Source organism: Lysinibacillus sp. C5.1, assembly GCF_016350185.1.
Lineage (GTDB): Bacteria > Bacillota > Bacilli > Bacillales_A > Planococcaceae > Lysinibacillus > Lysinibacillus sphaericus.
Window position 1 is genome coordinate 1,142,260 of the sequence record NZ_CP066226.1, and the last position, 24,943, is coordinate 1,167,202.

At 37.4% G+C, this 24,943-nt stretch carries 25 protein-coding genes; all 25 read left to right on the forward strand.

Annotation, left to right across the window (positions count from 1 at the left end; translation table 11 throughout):
* The first annotated feature begins 322 nt into the window (after positions 1-322).
* On the forward strand, positions 323-1,021 hold the full coding sequence (locus I5435_RS05235; protein ID WP_337983338.1) for a YveK family protein: 699 nt from the start codon (positions 323-325) through the stop codon (positions 1,019-1,021).
* A 31-nt stretch (positions 1,022-1,052) separates the two neighbouring features.
* Positions 1,053-1,757 carry a CpsD/CapB family tyrosine-protein kinase gene (locus tag I5435_RS05240; protein ID WP_337983339.1) on the forward strand — a complete coding sequence of 235 codons (705 nt, stop codon included), beginning with the start codon at positions 1,053-1,055 and terminating at the stop codon, positions 1,755-1,757.
* A gap of 31 nt (positions 1,758-1,788) precedes the next feature.
* Entirely contained in the window at positions 1,789-2,553 is a 765-nt protein-coding gene (locus I5435_RS05245; RefSeq protein ID WP_025218824.1) for a tyrosine-protein phosphatase, read from the forward strand.
* A gap of 63 nt (positions 2,554-2,616) precedes the next feature.
* Positions 2,617-3,735 carry a glycosyltransferase family 4 protein gene (locus I5435_RS05250; protein WP_024361957.1) on the forward strand — a complete coding sequence of 373 codons (1,119 nt, stop codon included), beginning with the start codon at positions 2,617-2,619 and terminating at the stop codon, positions 3,733-3,735.
* Between the two features lie 38 nt (positions 3,736-3,773).
* Positions 3,774-4,193 (forward strand): glycosyltransferase family protein, encoded by a 420-nt coding sequence (locus I5435_RS05255; protein ID WP_337983340.1) that lies wholly within the window; start codon positions 3,774-3,776, stop codon positions 4,191-4,193.
* Positions 4,194-4,433: 240 nt separating this feature from the next.
* Entirely contained in the window at positions 4,434-4,955 is a 522-nt protein-coding gene (locus tag I5435_RS05260; protein WP_337983341.1) for a glycosyltransferase, read from the forward strand.
* Positions 4,952-6,292, forward strand: a complete 1,341-nt coding sequence (locus I5435_RS05265) for a hypothetical protein (protein WP_025218826.1) — start codon at positions 4,952-4,954, stop codon at positions 6,290-6,292. Before I5435_RS05260 ends, I5435_RS05265 begins: the two co-directional genes overlap by 4 nt.
* Before the next feature lie 4 nt (positions 6,293-6,296).
* Positions 6,297-7,340: a glycosyltransferase family 2 protein gene (locus I5435_RS05270; protein ID WP_337983342.1), complete on the forward strand. Its 1,044-nt coding sequence runs from the start codon at positions 6,297-6,299 to the stop codon at positions 7,338-7,340.
* The gene (locus I5435_RS05275) at positions 7,337-8,839 is read left to right on the forward strand and encodes a lipopolysaccharide biosynthesis protein (RefSeq protein WP_337983343.1); all 1,503 of its coding nucleotides are present in this window, start codon (positions 7,337-7,339) and stop codon (positions 8,837-8,839) included. The genes I5435_RS05270 and I5435_RS05275 overlap by 4 nt, the downstream gene beginning before the upstream one ends.
* Positions 8,840-8,900: 61 nt before the next feature.
* A complete protein-coding gene (locus I5435_RS05280) occupies positions 8,901-10,052 on the forward strand; it encodes an acyltransferase family protein (protein WP_337983344.1) in 1,152 nt (383 codons plus the stop codon).
* Between the two features lie 167 nt (positions 10,053-10,219).
* Positions 10,220-11,017: a TIGR00282 family metallophosphoesterase gene (locus I5435_RS05285; RefSeq protein WP_024361951.1), complete on the forward strand. Its 798-nt coding sequence runs from the start codon at positions 10,220-10,222 to the stop codon at positions 11,015-11,017.
* 230 nt (positions 11,018-11,247) lie between these two features.
* Entirely contained in the window at positions 11,248-11,514 is a 267-nt protein-coding gene (locus I5435_RS05290) for a stage V sporulation protein S (protein WP_010858535.1), read from the forward strand.
* A gap of 428 nt (positions 11,515-11,942) precedes the next feature.
* Complete coding sequence (locus I5435_RS05295; protein ID WP_337983345.1) at positions 11,943-13,682, forward strand: 2-oxoacid:acceptor oxidoreductase subunit alpha; 1,740 nt, start codon at positions 11,943-11,945, stop codon at positions 13,680-13,682.
* Complete coding sequence (locus I5435_RS05300; protein ID WP_024361949.1) at positions 13,682-14,548, forward strand: 2-oxoacid:ferredoxin oxidoreductase subunit beta; 867 nt, start codon at positions 13,682-13,684, stop codon at positions 14,546-14,548. Before I5435_RS05295 ends, I5435_RS05300 begins: the two co-directional genes overlap by 1 nt.
* 209 nt (positions 14,549-14,757) lie before the next feature.
* Entirely contained in the window at positions 14,758-15,132 is a 375-nt protein-coding gene (locus I5435_RS05305) for a 2-oxoglutarate ferredoxin oxidoreductase subunit beta (RefSeq protein WP_227665416.1), read from the forward strand.
* Positions 15,133-15,387: 255 nt separating this feature from the next.
* Positions 15,388-16,476 (forward strand): ABC transporter substrate-binding protein, encoded by a 1,089-nt coding sequence (locus tag I5435_RS05310; protein ID WP_337983346.1) that lies wholly within the window; start codon positions 15,388-15,390, stop codon positions 16,474-16,476.
* A complete protein-coding gene (locus I5435_RS05315; protein WP_024361946.1) occupies positions 16,466-17,299 on the forward strand; it encodes an alkaline phosphatase family protein in 834 nt (277 codons plus the stop codon). The genes I5435_RS05310 and I5435_RS05315 overlap by 11 nt, the downstream gene beginning before the upstream one ends.
* Before the next feature lie 99 nt (positions 17,300-17,398).
* Positions 17,399-18,229 (forward strand): ABC transporter permease, encoded by an 831-nt coding sequence (locus I5435_RS05320; protein ID WP_370510656.1) that lies wholly within the window; start codon positions 17,399-17,401, stop codon positions 18,227-18,229.
* Positions 18,229-19,014: an ABC transporter permease gene (locus tag I5435_RS05325; RefSeq protein ID WP_024361944.1), complete on the forward strand. Its 786-nt coding sequence runs from the start codon at positions 18,229-18,231 to the stop codon at positions 19,012-19,014. Before I5435_RS05320 ends, I5435_RS05325 begins: the two co-directional genes overlap by 1 nt.
* Positions 19,011-20,012 carry an ABC transporter ATP-binding protein gene (locus I5435_RS05330; RefSeq protein ID WP_025218831.1) on the forward strand — a complete coding sequence of 334 codons (1,002 nt, stop codon included), beginning with the start codon at positions 19,011-19,013 and terminating at the stop codon, positions 20,010-20,012. Before I5435_RS05325 ends, I5435_RS05330 begins: the two co-directional genes overlap by 4 nt.
* A complete protein-coding gene (locus I5435_RS05335) occupies positions 20,009-20,791 on the forward strand; it encodes a DeoR/GlpR family DNA-binding transcription regulator (protein ID WP_025218832.1) in 783 nt (260 codons plus the stop codon). Before I5435_RS05330 ends, I5435_RS05335 begins: the two co-directional genes overlap by 4 nt.
* Positions 20,791-21,804: a histidinol phosphate phosphatase domain-containing protein gene (locus I5435_RS05340; RefSeq protein WP_337983347.1), complete on the forward strand. Its 1,014-nt coding sequence runs from the start codon at positions 20,791-20,793 to the stop codon at positions 21,802-21,804. Before I5435_RS05335 ends, I5435_RS05340 begins: the two co-directional genes overlap by 1 nt.
* A 230-nt stretch (positions 21,805-22,034) precedes the next feature.
* The gene (gene miaB, locus I5435_RS05345; protein WP_229388811.1) at positions 22,035-23,579 is read left to right on the forward strand and encodes a tRNA (N6-isopentenyl adenosine(37)-C2)-methylthiotransferase MiaB; all 1,545 of its coding nucleotides are present in this window, start codon (positions 22,035-22,037) and stop codon (positions 23,577-23,579) included.
* A complete protein-coding gene (locus I5435_RS05350; protein WP_069510014.1) occupies positions 23,580-24,017 on the forward strand; it encodes a YlbF/YmcA family competence regulator in 438 nt (145 codons plus the stop codon).
* A 179-nt stretch (positions 24,018-24,196) separates the two neighbouring features.
* Positions 24,197-24,817: an outer spore coat protein CotE gene (gene cotE / locus I5435_RS05355; RefSeq protein ID WP_201262133.1), complete on the forward strand. Its 621-nt coding sequence runs from the start codon at positions 24,197-24,199 to the stop codon at positions 24,815-24,817.
* Positions 24,818-24,943: the final 126 nt, after the last annotated feature.

Sequence of the window (24,943 nt, forward strand, 5' to 3'; positions counted from 1 at the left end):
AATATAAGACTCCTCTTGGCTACAAGCAAGAGGGGTCTTTTTACATGAGTCATCAAGCAGTGCCTTTTTGAAAAGAGCTAACATTTAGCTCAAGTAAAAAATGCACAACAACATCTTGTATTGTTCAGTGTTCCCACAGAGGGGGACACTTTTTTTGTGTCCAATTTTATATAAGAAACACTTCGTATTAGCTCTTTTTCAAGATGAATAAAAGAAGGCAATCAATAATATAATAGGCCATAAAACTTTTTGTGAAAAATGCCAGAAGAACTGACAAAAATATAGAATCGCCAGTATATGTAATGTCAAGGAGTGAGGGTCGTTGCAAGAAACTATCACCTTGCAAGATGTAGTGAAAATAGTACGAAAGCAATTGCTGTATATTATGAGCTTTGCACTTTTTTTAGCATTAGTCACGGCGTTCTTTAGTTTTTTTATCATAAAGCCTACTTATGAAGCACAAACGCAGCTGTTAGTAAATCAAAAAAATATCGACCAACAATCACGTTTAGGTGTACAACAGGTGGAAACGGATTTGCGTTTAATTAATACGTATAATGTCATTATTCAAAGCCCTGCTATTTTATCGAAAGTGATTAGCCGACTTCATTTAGATAGTACACCAGAAAAATTAAAAGAACAGATTACTGTATCGAGTGCGAGTAATTCTCAAGTTGTGAATATTGCCGTTCAAGACAAGCAAGCTGATATGGCAGTTAATATTGCCAATACAGTAGCTGGGGTATTTCAAGAGGAGATTCAAGTGTTAATGACGATAGATAATATTAATATTTTGTCAGTAGCGACATTAGATGACGAGCCTGAGCCAGTGGCGCCAAACAAAAATTTATATATTGTGGTTGCTGCGATGCTAGGGTTCATCGTAAGCGCTGGCTTTGCTGTATTACTAGAATGCTTGGATACAACCGTTAAGACAGAGCAAGATATCGAAGAAATCATTGGCTTGCCGATTATGGGTATCATTAGCAAAATAAACGATGCAACCTATAAAAATATATGATTAAATCCCATAACAGAAGGAGGGAGTAACAATGTTTCAACATAAAAGAGCAAATAAAAAAAAACTAGCCAAAATGGGCAGGAAGCTTGTGACAGTTGCAAATAGTAATTCCTTTGTCTCAGAGCAATTTCGTACCATCCGAACAAACATTACCTTTGCAATGCCCGACCAAGAAATCAAAACCATTTTAGTGACATCTGCCACACCGGGCGAAGGGAAGTCCACAAATGTGGCTAATTTAGGCGTTGTCTTTGCACAAGAAGGAAAAAAGATATTAATTGTTGATGCAGATTTACGTAAGCCAACTATGCATTATACATTTCGCTTAGCCAATATAAGGGGACTATCAAATTTACTGACTAGACAATATGAAATGGCAGAAGTGTTAAACAGTACAGAGATTACGAATCTTTTTGTTATGACAAGCGGACCAATTCCTCCTAATCCAGCAGAACTTTTAGCTTCTAAAACGATGGATAGCGTCATTGTTCAACTGATAAAAGATTTTGACATCATTATTTTTGATGCTCCGCCATTGCTATCGGTCACGGATGCGCAAATTTTAGCTAATAAATGCCATGGCACACTATTAATTGTCAATAGTGGTGTAGTGGAAAATACAAGCGTACTAAAAGCAAAATTAAGTCTTGAGGCGTCAAAGGCGAATATTTTAGGTGTCGTTTTAAATAATTATAAAACACCACTAGGCGAATATTATGATCACTATTACCGTTAGGATATGGGTATAGATAGGGAAGTGAAATGTAATGGTCGATATGCATAGCCATATTTTAGTGAATGTTGATGATGGTCCAGAAACAGTAGAGGAGACATTCCAATTATTTGAACAAGCCATTGCAGAAGGCATTACAGCTATGATAGCTACATCACATGTCCTGCACCCGTTATATAATGTTCCTTTTCATGAAGTGAATGAACAAATTATAAAATTACAGCAGGAAATTGACAACCGACACATGTCGTTAACACTTTATCCTGGGCATGAGGTGAGACTGGCGGGGAATATTTTAGCGTTGTTAGAGAGCGGGCAGTTGCACACATTAGCCGATTCGAATTACTTATTATTAGAGCTTCCATCAGGTTACATACCGACATATACACGAACAATGATTTACAATTTATTGACAGCGGGTATTACACCAATCATTGCACATCCAGAACGCAATACAGCCATAGCAGAAGATCCAAGTTGCTTGGAGCAACTTATACGAGAGGGGGCACTCGCACAAATAACCGCAGGCAGTTTAGCTGGCCATTTTGGCAAATCCATTCAACAGCTCTCTTTGAGATTAGTTCGCTCGAACCTCGTTCATACATACGGTTCGGATGTGCATAATGTTATGACACGCCCATTGTTATTTGAAAAAGGACTTCGCTTTTTAGAAAAGCACAAACAATTAGATGCAGTGGATGATTTTTTAGCCAATAATGCACGAATCATCCATAATCAGCCTGTCATCGTATATGAACCTGACAATCAATTTACAAAAAAAGGTTGGAGATTATTTTAAATAAGCAAAAATTAAACATGCATGACTGATAGAAGGGATTAAATAAATAAGGGGACAGTAGGGATGAGAGTTGTTTTTATGAGAAGTAATCCAATATCTCCAGATCCTAGAGTTGAAAAGGAAGTGGACAGCCTTATAAAAAATAACTGGCATGTACAAATAGTAGCTTGGGATAGAGATAGCAAATATAAGGAAAAAGTACAATTTCTAAAGCGTACACAGCCCATTAAAATCACAAGGTTTGGCATCCCTGCTACTTTTGGTGGCGGATTTAAAAAAAATTTATTTCCACTATTGCGATTTCAAATAAAACTATTTCAATGGCTACTTCAACATAAAAATACTTATGATATTATACACGCTTGTGACTTCGATACAGCATTTATCGGCACGATATGCGGGAAGTTACTCCGTAAAAAAGTTATTTATGATATGTTTGATTCCATTACTGCTCCCTTTCATGGGCCAGCAATGATAGGAAAGATTGTTGAAAAGATAGATATCGCTCTGTTGAATCGTGTGGATGCTGTTATTATTTGTACAGAAAAACGAAAAGGTCAAATAGCGAATGCATCACCCAAAAAAATAGAGGTGATTTATAATACGCCACTTCCTATGCCGTTAAATCATGACGTACAGTTGAACAAAGATAAAGTAAAAATAGTCTATGTTGGCATATTAGCCAAGGAAAGACTTATTAAAGAACTAGTTGAAATAGTAAAAGCAAATAGAAACTATGAATTGCATATTGGCGGATTTGGCGAGTATGCAGACGGATTGGCCGAACTCGCGCAAAAGTATGACAATATCCTCTATTACGGGAAGATTCCGTATGACAAAACACTCGCTTTAGAAAATAGTTGTGACATTATGACTGCCATTTACGACCCCGAAGTTTCTAATCACTATTATGCAGCACCGAATAAATTTTATGAGGCACTGATGCTCGGAAAACCTTTAATTATGGTGAAAAATACTGGAATGTCGGAAGTAGTAGCAGCACATAATCTAGGAGAGTTAATTGATTATAATCAACATAGTTTACAACAAGCTATTGAAAAGTTAATTGAGCGTAAAAAAGAATGGCCAGAGATCTCTCGTAAAATGAAACTGTTATATGAAGACCACTATAGCTGGAGCGAAATGGAAAAGCGTATCATTACATTGTATAGCCATTTATAGCACATATAATATTGGATTTTAGGGGGATTTCAGACTTTATGAAAATATTATTTGTTGCGCAAAATTTTCAGATGGGCGGTATTCAAAAGGCGTTAATTAATACATTAAAAGAACTTAGTGTTGATGAACAATATGAAATTGATATTTTTACATTTGGTGAAGGTGAGCTTTTAAAGGACATCCCTCCTAACGTCAATGTAAATATCGGCAACTTATTATTACAACTAATCGCTACCCCCTTTTATGTCGTGAAACAGAGAAAAAATGTCTGGCATATTTTGCTGCGCATAGTATGTATGTTGCTTGTACGCATTATTGGCTCCAACAACTTTTATACATTACTTTTAAAAAATCATCGCCCTAGTAAACACTATCATATAGCCATTTCTTATTTTAATGACGCACCAAATAGTTATTTTAACCGAGGTACAAATTTATTCGTCGATCAATTTGTATAGGCACATAAAAAGCTTGCATGGATACATACCGATCCATTAAGAGCAAATTTTAATTATAAGGTTTGTATCAAAACCTATAAAAATTTTGATAGATTAATTTGTGTTTCTGAAGCATGTAAGCGAAATTTACTAAAATTTCTCCCGCCCTATCAACATAAAATACAAGTTGTCTACAATTTTTTTCCGATAGCGGAAATTAAAGAGTTAGCAACATATTATACGCCATTTGAAAAAGGAACGATGGATTTAGTATCTGTTGGTAGAATGGACAATGCCACAAAAAGATTCGACCTTATTCCATATATATGTAAGCTTTTAAAAGAGTCTTCTATCGGGCGATTGCATTGGCGAATTATAGGTGATGGACCAGACTTACTTTTTAATCAACAATTAGCATTACAATTAGGTGTAGATGATGTAGTTGAATTTGTTGGGGAATGTCATAATCCATATCCGTTTATTAAAGAAAGCGATGTCCTGATATTAACTTCAGCGTATGAAGGTTATCCGATGGTAGTTGGCGAGGCATTAATATTAGAAACGCCCGTTATTACGACGAATTTTGCAGCAGCAGGTGAACAAATACAACATGGTTTCAATGGATTGATAACAGATGGGGATATAGAGGATATTTACGCGGTCATTGCTAATATCATCCAAAATAAGGATTGTCTCGACAAGATGAAAAAGTATATTGAAGAAAATAGCTATACAAATCGAAAGGCACGAGAGCAATTAGTATTGGAGTTTGATCGTCAATGATAGTAAAAAGAAAAAATTATAGTATTTTGCTCTGTATTGTTTCCAGTATTTTTGTTGTGTTAAAAATGTATACAGATAATCCGCTTTTTCTTTGGCTTTTTATCCTATTTGTAATGACAGCGATGCTGTTGGATAAGCAACCACATCGACTTGATTATTTACTGTTTTTTATTTCATGGGTGTATGTCATAAAGTTTGAGTTAACAGGTCACTCACTTTTTGTCGTGCTATGCTTTTTTTATATTGTGTTAAGTATAGTAACACTCTTTATACACAAGAAGAGGATTTCAACACAGCTTGTTTTAACGTATGTTCTTTTTGTGTTTTTTGCTGTTATGGCAACACTGTTTAGTAGTGGCAATGTTATCGAAGCGTTTGGCTTTGTATTAAATTATAGTGTCATCTTTTTTGCCGTTCTGTTCATCGATTCTAAGGGTTATTTTAGAAGATATACGTATGTCTATGCAGTAGGCTTATTAAGCGCTGCTCTCGTACGGTGGGTAAGTTTTTCGGTTCCAGCGATTAATCACTTTATTGAGTCCATGACAATCGTTAATACAGTAAAAACGACAAGTACCATTAATACACGGTTTACAGGTTTAGATTTAGATCCGAATTATTTTAGTTTGCAAATTCTAATAGCTATTGCGTGCTTACTCGTTCTTTATTGTTACGACAATAAAATAGAAGTTACACCGATTGTGCTTATTATAATCTTAGCTATATTTGGTGTATTTACTTATTCTAAAATGTTTATTATCACATTTATCACATTCATTTTATTAACGTTCATTATGTTTCTAAAGCACAATGTTAAAACAGCGATTAAATTTGCTTCGTTTATCGTCGTAGTGTTAAGTGTTTCGTTATTTTTTTTTTACGAGAGACTATTCGAAATTTATTGGGTTCGCTTTTTTGGTGCAGGAACATCGACAGATGCTATTACGACTGGTCGAGTGAGTAGCTGGAATATGTTTGCGACAGAAATTTTACAAAGTACGAAAATCGTTGTTTTTGGAGCGGGGTTTGGCACGAGCTTCTCTACTGCAAAAATGGCACATACAATGTATCTATCCACGCCTTATTATCTTGGTGTAGTAGGAGTAGCACTTGCATTACTCTATATCTTCACTTTAACTAAAGTTCTCCGTCAAAACATTAGTAATAGTAAAACAAACTTTCAATACCTAACCATCAACGCAATTCCTCTCTATATTATGTTAATAGCTAATACTGTACTTGATTCGTTCGTTATGGATTATTTCCCTTTTCATATTTTAATGATTATGTTTGCCTTAGCACTTTATAAAACGCAGGAGCATGAGGTTGGGAGGTAAAGCAGTGCCATTATTAAGTATTATTGTGCCTATTTATAATGTGGAGCTCTATTTACGGCAATGTTTAGATAGTATTTTAAGACAAACATTTGAGGACTTTGAATTAATACTGGTCAACGATGGCTCAACGGATAATAGTCCCAACATATGTGACGACTATGCTGCACGTGATGCAAGAATTATTGTTGTGCATAAAGAAAATGGTGGCCTTGTTAGTGCGCGCAAAGCGGGTCTAAGCATTGCGAAAGGAAAATATATTGGCTATGTAGATAGTGATGATTGGATTGAAGCGGACATGTATCAAGCACTATGTGATGCAGCACAGGCTTTTAACGTAGATATTGTTATTTGCGATATTATAGAAAATTATCAAGATTATGAAGTTAAAGCTACGCAAGTTGTGAAACCTGGATTATATCAAAAGGATAGGATGATAGAAGAAGTTTACTCGATTATGCTGTATGCGGGGCAATACTATCAGTTTGGATTATTTCCTTCTGTTTCAAATAAATTATTTAAAAAGTCACTTCTTGAAAAATTTCAATATCAAGTGGACGATCAAATACGCATGGGGGAAGATGTTGCCTGTACATATCCAAGTTTACTTAATGCGAAAAGTATCTATTTATTAGACAAACAGTATCTTTATCATTATCGCCAAAATCCTTCTTCTATGACAGCTAGCTATGATCAGCAGTTTTTTGAGAAAACACTTGTCTTATATAAACATTTGAGAGAGTTATCCCCAGCCCCTTATTTTGTAAATCAACTACAGTATTATTTGACCTATTTAGTGATTGCAGGAGTCCAGAATGAATTGCATCGAGAGAATGAGAAAACCTTACGTGAAAAAAGAGCCTTTCTCAAAAAAATGCTTAAACATCGCGACATTACTGAGGTGTTACAGGCAATTTGTCTAAATAAATTGCCATTCAAAGTGAAACTAATCATTTTTTTATTAAAGAGACAATCTATTTTTTTACTATATGTATTGGCTAGGGTCAAACAAAAAACCAATATTAGTAAGACTATAAAGGGAGCAAAATGAGAACAAGGAAAATTTTATTAAACTTATTTTCCAATGTCGTGTTGCAAGTTGTTACCGCCGTGATGAATTTTATTTTGCCTCGATTATTTATGACGACTTACGGTTCTGCTACGAATGGACTTGTTACATCGATTAAGCAATTTTTAGGTTATTTAAAAATTGTAGAAGCGGGTATCGGTAGTGCATCCGTCGCAGCACTTTACAAACCATTAGCTATGAACGACAAAGAACAGATAAATGGCATCCTTTCAGCCACGCATTATTTTTATCGACGTTCGGGTATGGTTTTTGTTGTATTAGTAGCCTTGTTGGCTATGTTCTATCCGCTGTTGGTAAAGGATGATGTGTCACCTCTAACCGCATTTTATATGGTGCTGATTTTAGGTATCAGTGGTGTATGGGAATATTTTTTGATTGGGAAATATTACGTTTTGCTAACAGCAGATCAAAAAAGCTATATTGTGTTCCGAATTCAAACATGTTTATTAGTTGTTAGTACAATGCTATCCCTAACTTTACTAACCCTTGGCTTTTCAGTCATTATTGTAGTTGGCAGTTCTAGCATTCTTTTATTACTAGATATTCTTTTTTTAAAAGTATATGTCCAAAAAAAATACCCATATTTTAATAGTAAAGTAACACCAAATACACCAGCTATAAAAAAAAGATGGGATGCTTTAATCCATCAAATCGCCTCGCTTGTTGTTTTTAATACACCGTTTATGTTAATTACCATTTTTCTTGGACTTGCAGAGGTTAGTGTATTTACTGTATACAATATGGTATTTAATGCTGTTACATTATTTATTTCAGCTTTCTCCGGTGCGATGTTAGCAGCCTTTGGAGACATACTTGTAAAAGAAGAAAAAGAGGCACTGCAACGACATTTTCATCATTTTGAATGTATTTTTTTTGCAGTCGTTGCTTTCGGTTACACATGTACAGCTCTGTTAATTTTGCCTTTTATCACGATTTATACAGCGGGTGTTGAGGATGCAAACTATATAAGACCATGGTTAGCTGCACTCTTTGTCCTAGTAGGCATTGCCAATGCAATACGAATTCCTGCGAATACATTAGTGAATTCGGCAGGGCATTTTAAAGAGACAAAAAATCAAGCTATGATTGAAGCGGCCATTAATCTTTCTGTGTCCTTTGTTTTAGTGCAATTTTTAGGGGCGGAAGGCATTTTAATAGGCGGACTGTGTTCGTATGCCTATCGTACTTGTGACTTAATCTTATATACATCTAAAGAAATATTAAAAAATTCCGTACGTATTACGGTTAAAAAAATAGCGCTGAATTGTGTTTTGGCATTTATCGCGGCATCCCCATTTTTATTTTTAATCGAACTACATATTGTGAGCGCAAAGGCATGGTTTTTAGCAGCTATATGCATTTCTTTATGGACCATTTTAGTAGTTGTGATGGGGAATTTTATGTTCCAACCTACAACGATGCGGGAAATTTTGCTGCATTTAAAACGTGTATTCCAATGACTAGCAGCGTTCTCTTGGTAGTGAGGAGGGCATACAAGCTAGAACACTCGAATGAAAATAGATGGATTGCTTAGAAATGGCAGGTGGAAAAATGAAGCCAGTTGTGAAGGAAATATTTTTACTAAGGTTTGTCGCCTGTTTAGGAATTGTTTTAATGCATAGTGTCACTTTAGGGTTGGACTTGTTCGATATAGAGAAAAATACAATATATATTGTACTAACATCTATTCAATTAGCATTGATGTTTGGAACACCTGTCTTTATTTTTATTTCGGAGTTTGTTATTGCTTATTCCTATCCACATCAACTGCCAAAAAAATTTTATAAAAAACGTTTTAACTATATTTTTCTTCCGTTTATTTTTATCGGTTTTTTGGATGCGGCTTTTCATTCAATAAGCATGACTAATGTTGAATTTGATAAGAAGATTATTTTAAATTTTTTTGAAGGTGATTTCCACGGGTATTTTATCGTGATCGTCTTTCAGTTTTATTTTTTACATCCATTATTTGTAAAATTTGTTGTATCCAAATACCGTGCTTACCAAGTGATTATGACGGCATGTCTTGTTAATTTTTCTTACCTTGCAGTCTTTAATTTTTTCGATCCTTTTCGGTATTTATCGTTCCTTCCTTATCTAGAAGTGGAATGGAATGTGTTAAATAAGATGCCATTTCCTGCTTGGATTGCCTATTTTGTCGTAGCTTATTATTGCGGTAAAAACTATGAGCAGTTTTTATTGATACTCCAGCGATTGCGTTATTTCCTACCGAGTGTAGGTATACTTACACTCGGTATATTACTCGCCAGTCAATGGTCTGGCTTGATTACTGAAGTTCACTCCAAGAGGATTGATGTAATCCCCTATACATTGAGCGTAGCCTTTTTATTGTTCTATGTTGCAAATAAAGTAAGGTACATGCCTAAGTTTGTTATTTTTATTAGCCGTTACTCATTTGGGATTTATTTACTACATCCTCTTTTTATTATTTTACTAAAAACTATTTTTATAAAATTTATAGATGATGTAAGTGTATTTACTGTTATTATCACTACATTTTTATGCAGCACGATATGTTCTATCTGTGCTACGTATTTACTGAATAAATGGCGGTTTGGTCCTTATTTAGTAGGGCAAGTACATGCGGAAGAAAGCTTAGCTAACGACAAAAAAACTGCTGGTAAAACAAAACAGGTACTTCATCAACGTTAATGAATGTCAGTTGGATGAGATGCTTTAAGCTGAAAAGAGAAATTAAAGCAAGCGAATGCAAACATGGGATATAATTTAGTGATGGTTTTTCTTTATATTTTGCGATTGATGAAGAAAAAATGGTAAACTCTAATGAGTGTTATTGATAGAAAGAGTGGTTTTGTAAAATGAAAGTAATTTTTATTGGAGATATCGTCGGTTCAATTGGCCGAGATGCGGTAGAAAAATATTTACCACGATTAAAAAAGAAGTTTAGTCCAGATGTTGTCATTGCAAATGGTGAAAATGCAGCAGCAGGTCGTGGGATTACACGTAATATTTATAATGATTTATTACAAATGGGTGTAGATGTTATTACTATGGGTAACCACACTTGGGATAATAAAGATATTTTTGATTTTATTGATGATGCTGATTATTTAATTCGACCTGCGAACTTTTCGTCTGAGGCACCGGGTAAGGGCATGGTGCAAATTGCGAAAAATGGCGTTACATTATCGGTTATTAATTTACACGGTCGTGTATTTTTGCCACCGCATGAAGATCCGTTTGCAATGGCTGAACAATTGATTGAAGAAGCTCGTAAAACGTCACCGCTTGTATTTGTGGATTTCCACGCAGAAGCGACAAGCGAAAAAATAGCGCTTGGATGGCACTTGGATGGTAAGGCATCGGCAGTCGTTGGAACGCATACGCATGTGCAAACAGCAGATGCACGCATTTATCCTAACGGTACTGCTTATATTACAGACGTAGGTATGACTGGCCCGTATGATGAAATTTTAGGCATGACAAAGGAAAGTGTAATTTACAAGTTCCAAACAAATATGCCGTCTCGTTTTGAAGTACCAAAAAAGGGTCGTGATGTGTTAAGTGGCTTTTTTGTTGAGATTGATGACAAGACAGGAAAGGCATTGCGTTGTGAAAGAATTTATATTAATGAGGACTATCCGTTTCAGGCGTAAGATCAACTACTGTGCATTTTTCATGTGCAGTAGTTTTTTTGTTGTGTCGAGCTAATTTAACGAAAGAAAATAACTCGTTTTTTAAGGCTTTACAATATATAAGAATTGAAAAATAGTCTATTTTCATATTGCCGAGCATAAAATGAGCTACGGACAATAACTTGGGGACCAAAAAGGGGGACATGAGTTGTTGAGCGTAAACACTATTCGCGAAACGGGGAGGAATAATTGTGGATTCATTAAAAGTATCGTCACGCTCTAATCCAAATTCAGTTGCAGGTGCATTAGTCGCGGTAATAAGAGAAAAAGGGCAAGCAGAAATGCAGGCAGTTGGGGCAGGTGCACTTAACCAAGCCGTAAAAGCAGTGGCCATTGCACGCGGATTTGTAGCGCCAAGTGGCACAGATTTAATTTGCGCTCCGGCGTTTGCCGATATTTTGATTGCAGGCGAAGAACGTACAGCCTTAAAGCTGCTAGTAGAAAAACGTGTTCGATAATAAAGTAGAACTTTAATCGGTGGGGGGAAACCCCCACCGATTATTAGTGCCAGTCACCGAAACAATTCTGAATATTTATCGCTCTGTCAGTAGGGCGAATAAAGTAAAAATCCACGAATGCTCCTGTGGGATACACACAACGTACAAGCCTCGTAAAATTGAGGGTTGCGGCTTGTATCGTGCCCGCAAAAAGCGAAGTGGATTTTTTTACGTGCCAGTCACTCATACAATTATTCTACACTTGAAATTAGTGAGTTAATTTTTTATACTTAATTGATTTGAAAATTACAACTTTTTGAACAACATTTTCAGTCAAAGGTCTGAATTTCGTCTAATTCATTGAATAACAATAGTGTAGACCGTTTCTTCGTGTTAAACTTATGAAGGAAAAAAATAATAGTATACATTGGATTTAAGGAGTTGTTGAGATGTTACATCAGCTTTCGTGGAAAGTCGGTGGGCAACAGGGTGAAGGGATTGAGAGTACAGGTGAGATTTTCTCGATGGCAATGAATCGTCTAGGTTATTTCCTATACGGTTATCGTCACTTCTCTTCTCGTATAAAAGGTGGCCACACTAATAATAAAATTACAGTTCGTCCAACAGAAGTACGTTCCATTGCGGATGATTTAGATATTTTAGTGGCGTTCGATCAAGAAACAATCGACGTCAATTATAAAGAATTAACAGAAAAAGGGATTATTTTAGCCGATGCAAAATTTGAACCTGTAAAGCCAGAGGATTCAAAAGCGCCATTATTTGCCGTACCATTCACAGAAGTGGCAGCTGAACTAGGTACAACGTTAATGAAAAACATGGTTGCTATTGGAGCTACTGCTTCACTTCTAAACTTAGAAGACGCTGTGTTCCAAAATGTTGTGGATGACATCTTCGGTAAAAAAGGTGAAGAGGTTGTTCAGAAAAACATGGAGGCCATTGCGCGCGGTCATGACATGATGAATGAATTATTAGGCGATCGCGTTGGTGAGTGGGCATTAGCGCCAGCTGATGGTAAACGCCGTATGTTTATGATCGGTAATGATGCAGTAGCACTTGGGGCATTAGCTGCGGGTACACGCTTTATGGCAGCTTATCCAATTACACCTGCATCTGAAATTATGGAATACCTTATTAAAAAATTGCCAAAATTCGGTGGCGCTGTGATTCAAACAGAAGATGAAATTGCTGCAGCGACGATGGCGATTGGTGCAAACTTCGGTGGTGTTCGTTCATTTACAGCGTCAGCAGGTCCTGGTCTTTCACTTATGATGGAAGCAATCGGTCTTTCAGGTATGACTGAGCAGCCTCTAGTGGTGATTGATACACAACGTGGGGGCCCATCTACTGGCTTACCAACGAAACAAGAGCAATCTGATTTAATGGCTATGCTTTATGGTACGCATGGTGAAATTCCGAAAGTGGTCATCGCACCTTCTACAATGGAAGAAGCATTCTTTGATACTATTCAAGCGTTTAATATTGCAGAGGAATTACAATTGCCAGTTATTTTAATGACAGATTTACAATTATCACTTGGTAAACAAACGGTTGAACCATTCGATTACAATAAAATTGAAATTCGCCGCGGTAAAATTGTCACGGATGATATTGATGCTTCAGCAGATAAAGCTTACTTCAAACGTTATGAAGATACAGAAGACGGTATTTCGCCGCGTGTGTTACCAGGTCACTTAAATGGTATCCACCATGTTACTGGTGTTGAGCACGATGAAACAGGGAAACCATCTGAAGCAACGGGCAATCGTCGTGCACAAATGGACAAACGCTTCCGCAAGCTAGAAGCGCTGAAGTTTGATACACCAGTTTACAAAAATGCACCACATGAAGAAGCGGATGTTTTATTAGTAGGCTTTAACTCAACACGTGGAGCGATTGAAGAAGTACAAGAGCGTTTAAACGCACAAGGCATGAAGGTGAACCACGCGCATATCCGTTTAATTCACCCATTCCCTTCTGCTGAGATGGCACCTCTTGTAGCGAAAGCGAAAAAAGTAATCGTTGTGGAAAACAACTACACAGGTCAATTAGCTAATATTATGAAAATGAATATTGGTGGCCACGATAAAATTGAGATGATTACAAAATATAACGGTACACCATTTTTACCAGGTGAACTAGAAAATAGAGTGAAGGAGTTGACTCGCTAATGGCAACATTTAAGGATTTTCGTAATACAGTGAAACCGAACTGGTGCCCAGGATGTGGCGACTTCTCTGTGCAGGCTGCGATTCAACGCGCAGCAGCAAATGTAGGCATTGAACCAAACGAGCTAGCTGTTATTTCTGGGATTGGCTGTTCAGGTCGTATTTCAGGTTACATTAATTCATATGGTTTCCACGGTATTCATGGTCGTGCATTACCAATTGCACAAGGCTTGAAAATGGCCAATCGTGATTTAAACGTCATTGCCTCTGGTGGTGACGGAGATGGTTTTGCGATTGGTATGGGTCATACTATTCATGCCATCCGTCGTAACATCGATATCACATACGTTGTGATGGATAACCAAATTTACGGTTTAACAAAAGGGCAAACATCTCCACGCTCGGCTGCTGGATTTATTACAAAATCAACGCCAGGTGGTGCAATTGAGCCATCATTAAAACCATTGGAAGTAGCTTTAACAAGTGGTGCAACGTTTGTGGCTCAAGGCTTCTCAACGGATATTAAAGAATTAACAGCTATAATTGAAGCGGGCATTAACCATAAAGGCTTTTCTTTCATCAACGTATTTTCACCATGTGTTACGTACAACAAAGTGAATACGTACGATTGGTTTAAAGAAAACTTAACAAAGCTAGCTGATATTGAAGGTTATGATAATGCTGACCGTGGCATGGCAATGCGCACAGTAATGGAGCATGAAGGCTTAGTAACAGGTATTATTTATCAAGATAAAGAAACAACTTCTTATCAAGAAAAAGTACCTGGCTACGCTGAGTTGCCATTAACGGATATCGACATTAAAATGAGCGAAAATGAATTCGATGCACTTGTGCAGGAGTTTATGTAAGTAAAAACATTGAAAGCCACTATGCTCGATTGAGGCTTTCAAAATGAAGACAGAAGGCAATTAAGATGGAATATCTTAACGCCTTCTGTCTTTTTGTTTGAGTGTCAGGCACCCAAACAATTCTGAAATTATTGCACCAATGATTAATAGGGGGTGTGTGCGGGTAAAATTAAATGAAAAAATGATACAATAAAAGAAAAAAAGAGGCGATGTTCGTGAATAATATCATTGATTTTATTGCGAAAAAAAAGGAACGAGAAGAACGACAACGTGCGCAAGATTTAGAACGCTATGTTGCAACACATTGTAAATTTCACCAGCCAGAAAATATCGATGCACTCGTTGATGGGAAAATGATTGAAGTGAAAGATCATACATTGTTTTTAGGTTTTCTATCTATATTAAAGGATGAACAAATTGAGCCGCTACATATTTTTCAGGACGTTTTTACATTAGAACCTGTCCGTTTTGAAATGGCCTATAATATGAAATGGTGGTCAGTTGTTCAACTTGCTTTTACATTTTTAACGATTTTAAAGGAAAATGAACCGCATACATATGCAGATTTTCTAGGACTTTCTTGATTCATCTAGGGTGTGTGCACGTCTGAAAACTAAACAAACGTGCGCATACGTAACTGGATTCCTCCTTATCTTCTTGATAGAATAGCATCTTTTATATAACTCCCCTACGACTTAAAAAACTTCACATAAATTTATAAACAATCAATATTTTTTACTAAATATTTTAAATCCATCCATACTTGCTTAATGTTTGTTTTATAAGATTACTGTTGTAAGCAAATAAAAATAAACATAAACAAATGGAGGGTCCAACTCATGGCAATTCAAAAGCTATGGAAGAAAAGTTTAGTTGGTGTATTAGCAATATCTATGTTAGCAGCATGTTCTGACAGTTCGTCTAATGCAAATGACATCAAAAGTGATTTAACGCTTGATGAAATTACAGAAAAGGCAAAACAAGAAGGTACTGTCAATTCAGTCGGTATGCCAGATACATGGGCAAACTGGGTAGAGACATGGCAAGAGCTTGAAACAGAGTACACTCTCAAACATCAGGACACAGATATGTCGAGTGCAGAGGAATTAGCGAAGTTTGAAGCAGAAAAAGACGATGCAACAGCCGATATTGGCGACGTAGGAATTGCCTTTGGTCCAATCGCTAAAGATAAAGGTCTAACATTGCCATACAAAACTTCCTATTGGGATGATATTCCTGACTGGGCAAAAGATGAAGAGGGCCATTGGATTGTTGGTTATACAGGGACAATTGCATTTCTAACAGATAAAAACAATGTGAAAAATCCACCTACGTCTTGGGAAGATCTTAAAAATGGCGACTATCATGTCAGCATTGGAGATGCATTAACTGCAAACCAAGCACAATTTGCGATATTAGCTGCAGCAATGGCTTTCGGTGGAGATGAATCCAATATTCAGCCGGGTATCGACTTTTTTGCGGAATTAGCAAAACAAGGACGCCTACAAGGTGATCCAACAGTCGCTAATTTAGAAAAAGGAGAGATTGATGTTGCAATTTTATGGGATTTCAATGCACTAGGTTATCGTCATCAAATCGATGAGCAACGTTTTGATGTAGTCGTCCCATCGGAAGGCTCTGTCACATCAGGCTACGCAACTGTTATTAATAAATATGCAAAAAATCCACATGCTGCAATGTTAACACGAGAATATATTTTATCGGATGCAGGACAGGAGAACTTAGCAAAGGGTTATGCCCGACCAATTCGTGAAAATGTGCAATTACCTCAAGAAGTAAAGGATTTATTATTACCAACAGATATGTATAAAAATGCGCAACCTGTTAGCGACCAAAAGCAGTGGGAGGAAACAACAAAGCAAATTCCACAAATGTATCAAGAGCAGGTATTAATCCATGCCAAATAATAACAAAGTTGTCCTCATTGTTGTTGATGCACTTCGTTTTGATACTGCCTGTACACATATGGGCTTTATGCAACATTTAGTAGAACGCAAGATGGCCTCGCGTTTTGAAGTACGTTCGGAAGTACCATCACTATCGAGACCATTATATGAAACGATTTTAACGGGCACTCCACCAATTGTTCATGGCGTCACGAGTAATATGACGGTGCGCTTATCAACACAAAATAGTTTATTCCATTTAGCACAGTCCAATGGTTTATCGACTGCAGCGGCTGCCTATTATTGGGTAAGTGAACTTTATAATCGTGCACCCTTTCAACATATGGAAGATCGTTTACAATTCGATAAACAGCTACCGATTGAAAATGGCTTGTTTTACTTTGAGGATCATTATCCTGATAGCCATTTGTTTGCAGATGCCGCATGGTTAATGGACCAAAAACAACCGGATTTCTTATATATTCATCCGATGAATGTAGATGATGACGGGCATAAATTTACAGCAAATTCAGCGCAATATCGTAATCGTGTATTAGCTGTGGATGCCCTATTGTCGTTGTTTATACCTAAATGCATGGCGCAAGGATATGATGTCATTGTGACAGCAGATCATGGGATGACAAGTGATGGTAATCATGGTGGGACAACGATGGAGGATCGACATGTACCGATGTTTGTCATCTCTCAAACAGTGAAAGCAGGTATAAAAGACGGTGTAGTATCACAGCTACAAGTGGCACCTCTTTGCTGTCACCTGCTAAATATAGCGCCTTCAGAGGAAATGGTGCCATTACTATTAGAGGGAGTTCAGACAGTAAAATAAAACATTGAATAATATCAGGGAATTTTGAACAATTTGCATTATAAATTTGAAAGCCGAAGAGCAACAAAATCTTTAAGTTAGAAAGTAGTGATTGTTTTGATTTCTAAGCGGCAATCGTTTGCCTGGCTTACACCTTTCTTATTACTTGTTCTGTTATTTTTCCTTGTGCCTTTACTGTATATGCTGATAACGAGCTTTAGTAATAGCGAAGGATTTACGTTAGCGCAATACAAATCTGTCTTAACGAATACGTATATTTTACAAGGTTTTAAAAATAGTTTGACATTATCCGTTATTTCGGCTGTGATTGCGCTCGTCGTTACATTGTTTGCAGTGTATGCCATTACGCACTTTTCACAGCCGGTACGGGAGAAAATTTTAATACTTACCAATTTAACATCAAATTTTTCAGGTATTCCTTTAGCTTTTGCGTTTATTGTATTGCTTGGGAATAGTGGATTATTTACTTTGCTATTTGATAAGTGGGAAATTGGCGCTTTATCGTCGTTTTCCCTTTATAGCTGGAGTGGTCTATTACTCATTTATATTTATTTTCAACTGCCATTAGCATTGATGCTATTGTATCCAATTTATGATGGTATTCAGCAGCAATGGAAGGAAGCAGCCGCTCTTTTAGGAGCTTCTACTTTACAGTTTTGGCTGAAGGTAGGGATACCTGTTATGTTACCAGGGATTGTTGGAACCTTTAGTGTGTTGTTTGCCAATGCAATGGGTGCCTATGCATCTGCTTACGCTTTGACAAATAGTAATTACAATTTAGTGGCCATTCGTATTGGAGCACTCATTAAAGGGGATATATTTGCACAACCCGAGTTGGCAAGTGCGATTGCTGTATTGCTAGCGGTAACAATGGTAACTGCCATGCTGATAAGTGAATGGAGCATTAAAAAGACGAGGGGGAAATTATAGTGAAAAAAAGAAGTTTAGCTAATATCATTTTCCTCTTTTTAATGTTGTATTTGCTATTACCGATTGTAGCGACAATGCTGTATGCTTTTTCGTCAAAGTGGCATAAAAGTATTTTTCCCGAGGGGCTAACATTCAAGTGGCTTGCTACACTGTTTCAAGATACGGCATTTATGCAAGCATTTGGCCGCTCTGTCCTCCTTGCGGGAGGGGCAGTTATCATCGCACTAATCGTTATTGTCCCTGCAATTTTTGTCATCGTTTTGTATTTTCCAAAGTATGAGAAATGGATTCAAGTTGCCGTTGTAATGGTCTACTCATTTCCAGGGATTATTTTAGCTGTTGGCTTGATTCGGGTGTATTCAACAATAGGTGTACCCATGATCTTGGTCGTATTGGGTGCCTATGTAATCGGTATTTTGCCCTATATTTATCAAGGCACGCGCAATAGCTTGCGTAATGTAGATGCAAGACAGCTATTGGATGCTGCGCAATTATTAGGCGCAACGAAAACACAGGCATTTACGAAAATACTGTTGCCTACCGTTTATCCAGGCTTGTTTGCAGGTGCATTATTATCGTTTTCCGTACTATTTGGAGAATTTGTACTTATTAACTTAGTCGTCGGCTCACGCTTTGAAACGGTACAAATTTATTTAATGAAAAAGCTAAGTACGAGCGGTCATATTGCTAGCGCAGTTGTCTTTATTTATATCGTTCTGATGGGCTTATTAACGTTCGCTATTGCGATATTAACGAAACGTTCGAAAGGTGCGACGAATTTATGAGCTATATTGTGATTGAAGGACTTCATAAAAAATATGACCAAACAACTGTCTTATCCAATATTGATATGACAATTGAAAAAGGTCAATTAATTACGCTTTTAGGGCCGAGTGGCTGTGGGAAAAGTACCATTTTGCGTATTATTGCGGGCTTAACAAATGCTACAGCAGGAGAAATTCAATTGGAAGGACAAAACATGAATGGTGTCCAACCGAAAGAGCGCCAAGTGGGCATGGTTTTTCAATCTTATGCGCTATTTCCCAATATGACTGTTAAAGAAAATATAGCATTTGGTTTGCGGATGCAAAAAGTTAATAATACAGAGCTAGAACAACGTGTACAAGAAATGCTCCATATCGTCCATTTGACAGAAAAAGCGAATGCTTATCCAAAGGAGTTATCCGGCGGGCAACAGCAACGTGTAGCGCTTGCACGTGCGCTTATTGTGCGACCGAAAGTATTGCTTTTAGATGAACCTCTTAGTGCACTTGATGCCCAAATACGAAAAAAATTGCAGACCGATTTACGGGCAATACAACGCAAGCTTGGCATGACGATGATTTTAGTAACACATGATCAAGATGAAGCTATGGCTGTGTCAGACAAAATATTTGTGATGAGTAATGGGCAAATTGCGCAATATGGTACACCGACAGAGATTTATACCAATCCACAAAGTGAATTTATCGCCAATTTCATTGGTCATTATAATGTTATTCCTAGACAAGTGTTAGAGACAATGATTGGAGAAAAATTACCTGGGGATAATAACAAGTTTGCCATACGACCAGAAGCTCTTCATTTAGAGATGATGGAAGGTGACCTTTGCCTTCGCGGTGTAGCGACACAGTCACTCATGAGTGGCAATATTATCCGTACAACGCTTGAAGGTGACTGTATGTTTACAATGGAGCAGTTACATCAACGTGGGCATACGCTTGAATTGGGTAAAAACTACAACTGTTATGTAGCGAAGGAAGATGTGATTGCACTGTCATGACATATGCAAAAATTGAACGTTTTGAATTTATTTTAAAGCAGTTAGAGCTTGATGGCAAAATTATTGTAGCAAATATTGCTGAGACACTGCTCGTAGCACCTGAAACAGTTCGTCGAGATTTGGATGAGCTAGAACAACAGCATTTATTGACCCGAGTGCATGGAGGGGCAATCAAATATACCAACGTTCGAACGGAGCCAGCATTTTTGCGAAAACTGCAAATGCATAAAGAGGCGAAATGTGCTATTGCGCGTCAGGCTGCTCAGCGTATCTGTGATGGAGATACGATTGCCGTTGATACAGGGACAACGACAGTCCATATAGCGGATTACTTAATGGCAGTTGATGATATTACGGTTGTCACTAATTCTATTGCCGCCGCCGCACAGTTTAATCTCGCCATTGAAGAAAGACGGATGACAGGGAAAGTTATTTTACTAGGCGGTACAACAAATCCAAGGCAAGCTTCAGTTGCGGGTGCGATGACGTTGGAGTGGTTAAGTCATATGAACTTTGATAAGGCATTTTTATCATGCGGGGGCATCCAGGATGGCATTGTCTATGATTATGATTTAGATGAATCCTTGATTTCCCAAAAAATGCTTCAACAAAGTAAGAATTGTATATTACTAGCGGATGCATCAAAGCTTAATGGCAAATCATTTTATCAAATTTGTGATTTGGCACAATGTACGGAAATCATGTGTGAAATGGCTTGTCCTGAGGAATGGCAAGCGTACGAAGAACAATGGACAGTATGTAGTGGAGGGAAGAGTTGATGACAATTGATTATCATGTACATTTAGAGGAGGGTCCTTATTCTTTTCGTTGGTTGGAGCGAACTTCACAAGCTATAGCCAATTTTCATGACCTAAAAAATGTTGACAATGGCTCGAAAGCTTTAATGGAGTGGCAAGTGGCAACGCTTGCTAAAAGATTGCATAATGGATGTTATAGTGAAGAATGGCTCGATTTATATTTACAACGGGCAAAGCAACTTGGTTTACGAGAGGTAGGCATTGTGGATCATTTGTATCGGTTTAAGGAAACGCGCTCCTATTTTGAGCGTTATATGCAATTGGATGAATCAACAGAAATCGGTCAACTCCAACGATACTGGCTAAATAGTGTGATGACAGAAAGTATGGACGATTTCGTAAAGGCAATTGACAAGGCAAAGGATAAATGGCGTCAGCAAGGTGTTGAGTTAAGATTAGGGATTGAAGCGGATTATTTTGTAGGCGGTGAAGAAGAATTGACTGCGCTCCTACAAGGGCATCCGTGGGATTATGTAATTGGCTCGGTTCATTTTATAGATGGCTGGGGTTTTGATAATCCACAAACGGAGCATCTATTTAAAAAGATGGACCAGCCAACTTTACAGATGACGTATACACAGTTTTATAACACGGTTGTGCAAATGATTCAGTCTAATATGTTTGATTTTGTAGCTCATTTGGATAATTTTAAAGTCTTTAATTATCATGTGCAGGATGAGGCGTTTAATCTTTTATGGTATGAACAGATTGCACAGGCGCTTGTCACAACACAAACCGCTACAGAAATAAACGCAGGGTTATATTATCGCTATCCCGTTAAAGAAATGTGCCCCGGTCCACTATTTTTGCAAGTTCTCGTGAAACGAGGTGTCGAGTTTACCGTATCTTCAGACGCCCACTTCCCAGATGATTTAGGAAACTATACATTTGCCAATACAGATTGGCTAAAAACTTTGGGTGTCAAAAAGCTTTTAGGCTTCCAACAACGCACCAAGAAATATCTCGAGCTTTAACGAAGATCACCGTTGATACCTGTCATCGGTGATTTTTTCTGTTGCAAGCAGTGGCAACTAGATTTTACAAAAGAGGAAATGTCGAATTCTTCGGGCTAAGAAAGTGTATTTAAGTCAAAACCACGACATTTAGTACGCAAACCTTGTAGGAAGTAGTAATCATTCAGTATAATAGTAAAATGGGAATTCGAATGCACGGATTTCGTTTGAAAGGAGTTACCTGACCTGCAATGAATGAGGAACAACGCTTAACAAGTCAACAAGTCAATCAACCAAAAAAAGAAGACAAGCCTGAAAAGGATTATAGTAAATATTTTGAGAAGGTCTTTACGGCACCTTCATTAAAAGATGCAAAAAAACGTGGCAAAGAAGAAGTGAAGTATCATAAAGACTTCCAAATTGCTGAACAATTCGCTGGCATGGGTGAAGGGCGGACGTTTTATATCCGTACGTACGGCTGTCAGATGAATGAGCATGATACAGAAGTAATGGCTGGTATTTTTATGCAACTTGGCTATACTTCAACTGACATTATCGAACAAGCAGATGTGGTGTTACTGAATACATGTGCGATTCGTGAAAATGCAGAAAACAAAGTATTTGGAGAGCTTGGTTTCCTGCTAAAATATAAACGTAAAAATCCAGAAATGTTAATTGGCGTCTGTGGTTGTATGTCACAGGAAGAATCCGTAGTCAATAAAATTTTAAAAACGTATCCACACGTCGATATGGTATTTGGTACGCACAATATTCATCGCCTACCAAATATTTTAAAAGAAGCGTACATGTCGAAAGAAATGGTTGTGGAGGTTTGGTCGAAAGAGGGCGACGTTATTGAAAACTTGCCGAAAAAACGTCTAGGTTCCATAAAAGCTTGGGTCAATATTATGTATGGCTGTGACAAGTTTTGTACGTACTGTATTGTACCTTATACACGTGGTAAAGAACGTAGTCGCCGTCCAGAGGAAATTATAGCAGAAGTGCGTGAGCTAGCTGCTGCAGGCTATAAAGAAATCATGCTATTAGGGCAAAATGTCAACGCTTACGGCAAAGATTTTGAGGACATGGATTATCGACTTGGCGATTTAATGAATGAATTGCGAAAAATAGATATTCCACGTATTCGTTTTACAACAAGTCACCCGCGTGATTTTGATGATCATTTAATCGAGGTATTGGCGAAAGGTGGCAATTTAGTTGAACACATTCACTTACCGGTACAATCAGGCTCAAATGACGTATTAAAAATTATGGCGCGCAAATATAGTCGTGAGCATTTCCTTAGCTTAGTAGATAAGATTAAAGCCGCTATCCCCGGTGTTACATTAACAACGGATATTATTGTTGGTTACCCAAACGAAACGGAAGAGCAATTCGAAGAGACGTTATCTTTATATCGTGAAGTAGGCTTTGATATGGCCTTTACGTATATTTACTCTCCTCGTGAAGGAACGCCAGCCGCTAAAATGGTTGATAATGTACCTGAAGAGGTGAAAAAGGAACGTCTACATCGTTTAAATGCTGTCGTACAAGAATATTCTAGAAAAGCGCTAGAAGGCTTGATGGGCGAAGTGGTTGAAGTGTTAGTAGAAGGAACAAGTAAACGTCGTGATGATGTGCTTGCTGGCTATACGCGTAAAAATCGTCTCGTGAATTTTAAAGCACCTTCAGAGTTGATTGGTCAGTTAGTGAAAGTAAAAATAATAGAGGCTACTTCTTATTCCTTAACTGGTGAATTTGTGGAAGTAGTAAAAAATGAAAAGGTGGAAGCGTAAATGACTCAAGTATTGTATACAAAAGAAGATTTAATTAAGAAATCCCATGAAATTGCGCATATGATTGCCAATACACCAGAAGTTGAGTTTTTCAAAAAAGCGGAAGCACAAATTAATGAAAACCAACTTGTTCGTGAACGTATTGCAAGTTTAAAAAGCTTACAAAAGCAAGCAGTAAACTTTCAACACCTAGGTAAAGAAAAAGCGTTAAAAATGATTGAAGACAAAATTGCAAAAATTGAAGAAGAAATTAATGATATTCCTGTTGTGCAGCAATTTAAAGAATCACAAGGCGATGTCAATGACTTATTACAATTAGTATCAAATACAATTGCTAACAATGTGACAAACGAAATTGTACGTTCAACAGGTGGCGATGTGTTACGTGGTGAAACGGGTTCGTATGTACAAAATACACAGCCAGGTAGTTGCTCATAAATAATAGAAGAAACAGCTCGAATGACAGCATTCGGGCTATTTTTATGCCGAAATTTAGAAGGGAATCTACACTGAATTAGAGCCTCTGTGACCGCTGTTAAATAAAAAATTGTAGAAAGTAAATCAATTAGATTCTATGAAATCTGTTCACCCAATGGGCGCTACCTGCATATGATGGAGTGAAAAGAGTCGAAGGAGGAATTGCGCTGAAACGTTTACGACAAATCGTGACGAAAGCAGTAGTTGCCAAAGGGAAGAAGAGAACAGAAGAACGTGTAACGTTATGTCCAACAAATAAACCGACGAGCATTCTCGGTTGCTGGGTAATTAACCATACTTGTTCAGCAAAAAAAGTCGGTAAATTTGTAGAAGTGTCAGGAAAGTTTGATGTTAATGTATGGTATGCTTATAGTAATCATTCGAAAACAGCAGTGTTTTCAGAAACGGTTCACTATAAAGATAAGGTAAAGCTGCATTTTAGAGATGGCGAAGTAACAGTTGGCGATGATGTACGTGTGCGTGTGATACAAGAACCAAATTGCATGGAAGCGATAATTTCTCCATGTGGCACGAAATTTGAAATTGTAGTAGAGCGTGAGACGATTGTCGAAGTAATGGGTGAAATGACAATTTGTATTAGTGTACATCCGCTAGATTTCGAAGAGGAATGGAACTTTAATGATGAAAGCTCATCATCATCTTCATCCTCGTCTAGTTCTAGTTCCAGTTCGTCTAGCTCAAGCAGCGATGGTAGGTTTGTTTTAGAGTCCTCATCGTTTCCTGATGAACGACCAAGATAAATCACAAGATGATATTTTTTTGATACATGCGAAATGCTAGCATCTTTACAAAGGTGAAATAAGCGTTTCGCATGTATCTTTTGTTATAATAAAACTAACAATCAGAGGATGACGTCTACTTGTCTT